This window comes from Streptomyces hainanensis, from assembly GCF_004348415.1.
Taxonomy (GTDB): domain Bacteria; phylum Actinomycetota; class Actinomycetes; order Streptomycetales; family Streptomycetaceae; genus Streptomyces; species Streptomyces hainanensis.
In genome coordinates this window covers 1-3,853 of the sequence record NZ_SMKI01000607.1, presented here as the reverse complement: position 1 = coordinate 3,853, position 3,853 = coordinate 1, and the positions used below count along the sequence as shown (strand labels likewise).

The following is a 3,853-nucleotide window of genomic DNA, read 5'->3' as shown; positions in this document are numbered from 1 at the left end:
GCTCGTGCCCCCCGCCCCGGCCCCTGCCGGGGCGGGGGGTACCGTCGTGTGATCTCGTCGTCCCCTTCGGCTAGGAGCACATTCCGTGAGAGAAGAAGCGCCGCGGTCAGAGGTGTTCGGTCGGCTGGACGACGGAACCGAGGTGCAGCGTTGGACGATGGCCAGGGGCGGCACCCGACTGCGGGTGCTCAGCTACGGCGGCGTCGTGCAGTCTCTCGAACTCCCGGACCGGCACGGCGAGTCGGCCAACGTCTCACTGGGCTTCGACACGCTGGAGCCGTACGCCGACGGCCGCTCGCCGTACTTCGGCGCGCTGATCGGCCGGTACGGCAACCGCGTCGCCGAGGGCCGCTTCACGCTGGACGGGCGGACCCACCGTCTGCCGTGCAACGACGGCCCCAACAGCCTGCACGGTGGCGACGTCGGCTTCGACCGGCGGCTCTGGGAGGTCACGCCGTCCGGCGCGGCCGGGCTCACGCTCCGGCTGACCAGCGAGGACGGCGACCAGGGCTATCCCGGCACGCTGCGGGTCCGGGTCGACTACACGCTCACCGAGGACGGCGCCTTCCGGATCGACTACGCGGCCGAGACCGACGCGCCGACCGTCGTCAACCTGACCTCGCACACCTACTTCAACCTGGCGGGCGAGGGCGCGGGCACCATCCTCGACCACCGCCTCGGCCTGGAGGCCGGCCACTACACGCCGGTGGGCGCCACCCTCATCCCGGAGGGGCCGCCGGCCCCCGTGGAGGGCACCCCGTTCGACTTCCGCCGCGCCAAGCCGATCGGCCGTGACCTGCGGCAGGCGCACCCGCAGCTACTGCGCGCCCAGGGCTTCGACCACAACTTCGTGCTCGACAAGGGCGTGACGGCCGAACCCGAACGGGTGGCCACGGTGTACGAGCCGGGCTCGGGGCGGCTGATGACCGTGGCCACCAGGGAGCCGGGGCTCCAGTTCTACAGCGGCAACTTCCTGGACGGCTCCCTCGCCGGGCCCTCGGGCCGCGTCTACCGGCAGGGCGACGGCCTGTGCCTGGAGACCCAGCACTTCCCCGACTCCCCCAACCGGCCCGACTTCCCCGGCACCGTGCTGCGCCCCGACGAGACCTACCGCTCCAGCACCGTTCACTCGTTCGCCGTACGGTAACCGGCGCGGCGTCCGGCCGTTTGTTCTAGTGGACGCATGACGTCATCGTCCTTCGGCCCGTCCCGGGACCCGTTCGCCGACCTGCTCAACCGGTTCTTCGGGATGTCGCCCGGCGCGGCGCCGCCCCAGGTGCAGCGGGTGCCGATCGGCCGGCTGCTGAGCGAGGCGGCGCGCGACCTGATATCCCGGGCCTCGGAGCGGGCCGCCGAGGACGGCGTCGTCGACCTGGACACCGGGCACCTGCTGTGGGCCTGCACCCAGGTGGAGCCGGCCCGCGGGCTGCTCGCCGAGGCCGGCGCCGACCCGGACCGGCTGGCCGCGTCGGTCGCCGAGGCGCTGCCCGGCGCGGGCGCCGCACCCTCCGCCGAGCCGGGCCTCACCCCGGCCGCCAAGCGGACCCTGATCGACGCGCACGCCCGCTCGCAGGCGTCGGGGGTCTCCTACATCGGGCCCGAGCACATCCTGGCGGCGCTCCTCGACGACCCCGGCTCCGGCGCCGCCGGGCTGCTCTCCGGCGTGGGGATGGACACCGGCCGGCTGCGTGCCGCTCCCGAGCGGCCCCCGGCCGCCGGCACGTCGTCGAGTGCCACGCCGACGCTCGACGCCTACGGCCGCGACCTGACCGAGGAGGCCAGGGCGGGGCGGCTCGACCCGGTGGTGGGCCGGGCCGAGGAGATCGAGCAGACCGTGGAGATCCTCTCCCGCAGGACGAAGAACAACCCGGTGCTGATCGGCGACCCCGGCGTCGGCAAGACCGCGATCGTCGAGGGCCTGGCCCAGCGGATCGGCTCGGGGGACGTGCCGGAGACCCTGCGGGACAAGCGGGTGGTGGCGCTCGACCTGACGGGCCTGGTCGCCGGCTCCAAGTACCGCGGCGAGTTCGAGGAGCGGCTGAAGAACGTCATCGACGAGGTCAGGGCCGCCGAGCACTCCACCGTCCTGTTCGTGGACGAGCTGCACGCCGTGGTCGGCGCGGGCGCCGGCGGCGAGGGCGGCGCCCTGGACGCGGCCGACATCCTCAAACCGGCGCTCGCGCGGGGCGAGTTGCACGTGGTGGGCGCCACCACGCTGGACGAGTACCGGCGGTTCGTGGAGAAGGACGCGGCCCTGGAGCGCCGCTTCCAGCCGGTGACGATCCCCGAGCCGGGCGTCGAGGAGACCATCCAGATCCTGGAGGGACTCCGGGACTCCTACGAGGCCCACCACCAGGTCAGGTTCACCGACGCGGCCCTCTCGGCCGCCGCCGAGCTGTCCGACCGCTACGTCTCCGACCGCTTCCTGCCCGACAAGGCCATCGACCTGCTCGACCAGGCCGGCGCCCGGGTCAGACTCAGCTCGCTCGGCCGCTCCACGGAGGTCACCGGGCGCGAGGACCGGCTGGCCAGGCTCGGCCGCGAGAAGGACCAGGCGATCACGGCCGAGGAGTACGAGCACGCCGCCGAGCTGAAGCACGAGATCTCGCGCGTCGAGGGCGAGTTGGCCGGGATCAGGGAACGCCGGGAGGGCGTGCGCGAGGTCACCGGGGACGACATCGCCGAGGTCCTGTCCCGACGCACCGGCATCCCCGTCAGCCGGCTGACGGAGAGCGAACGCGACCGGCTGCTGAAGCTCGAACACGCCCTGCACGACCGGGTGGTGGGGCAGGACGAGGCCGTCACGGCGGTCGCCGAGGCGGTCCGGCGCAACCGCACCGGGATGAGCGACCCGGACCGGCCGGTCGGCTCCTTCCTCTTCCTCGGCCCCACCGGCGTCGGCAAGACCGAGCTGGCCAAGGCCCTGGCGGCGCTGCTGTTCGGCGACGAGCGCCGGCTCGTCAGATTCGACATGAGCGAGTTCCAGGAACGACACACGGTCTCCCGGCTGATCGGCGCCCCGCCCGGCTACGTCGGACACGAGGAGGCCGGCCAACTCACCGAGCGGGTACGCCGGCAGCCGTACAGCGTGCTGCTCTTCGACGAGGTGGAGAAGGCGAACGCGGACGTCTTCCACGCGCTGCTCCAGGTGTTGGACGACGGCCGCCTGACGGACGGCCAGGGGCGCACCGTCAACTTCCGCAACACCGTCGTCATCATGACCAGCAACCTGGGCGCGCAACGAATCCTGGCCCACCACGGCCGTGCCGACGAGGTGCGGGACGAACTCCTCGCCGACCTGAGCCGGCACTTCCCCCCGGAGTTCCTGAACCGGATCGACGAGACGATCATCTTCCACCGGCTCTCGCCGGGCGAGTTGAACGAGGTCGTCGACCTGCTCCTGGAACGCAGCCGCCGCCGGGTCCGGTCCCAGGGCATGCGACTCGACGTCACGGACGACGCCCGCCACCTGCTCGCCGAACACGGCCACCGCCCCGAGTTCGGCGCCCGCCCGCTGCGCCGCACCATCCAGAGCGAGCTGGACAACCAACTGGCGTCCCTGCTGCTGAGCGACAAGGCCCGCACCGGCGACACGATCATCGCGGACACCCGCGACGGCCACGTCGTCTGCGACATCGCCCGCGCCCAGGACGAGGCGGCCGAAGCGGCCGCCGAATCCGAAGGCATGCCGCCGGCCTAGCCGGCCGGGCTTCCCGACGACACCGTCGGCGCCGGCTGGAGCGAGACGTTGGCCATCCGCTGCAACGGCACGTGGGACGGCGAGTCGGCGAACGCGCAGCCGTTGGAGCGCTCGAAGCCCTGGAGCTTCTCGATCCGGCGGTCCATCTGGTAG

Annotated in this window: 2 protein-coding genes; both read left to right on the top strand. The window is 72.9% G+C overall.

Annotated features, from left to right (window positions below; genetic code table 11):
- The first annotated feature begins 85 nt into the window (after positions 1-85).
- Positions 86-1,147 (top strand): aldose epimerase family protein, encoded by a 1,062-nt coding sequence (locus tag E1283_RS33385; protein ID WP_132821916.1) that lies wholly within the window; start codon positions 86-88, stop codon positions 1,145-1,147.
- A 36-nt stretch (positions 1,148-1,183) separates the two neighbouring features.
- Complete coding sequence (locus E1283_RS33380; protein ID WP_132821915.1) at positions 1,184-3,700, top strand: ATP-dependent Clp protease ATP-binding subunit; 2,517 nt, start codon at positions 1,184-1,186, stop codon at positions 3,698-3,700.
- The last annotated feature ends 153 nt before the right edge of the window (positions 3,701-3,853 follow it).

Coding starts and splice junctions, on each gene's coding strand:
- E1283_RS33380 (WP_132821915.1), top strand. CDS start 1,184: ATGACGTCATCGTCCTTCGGCCCGTCCCGGGACCCGTTCGCCGACCTG.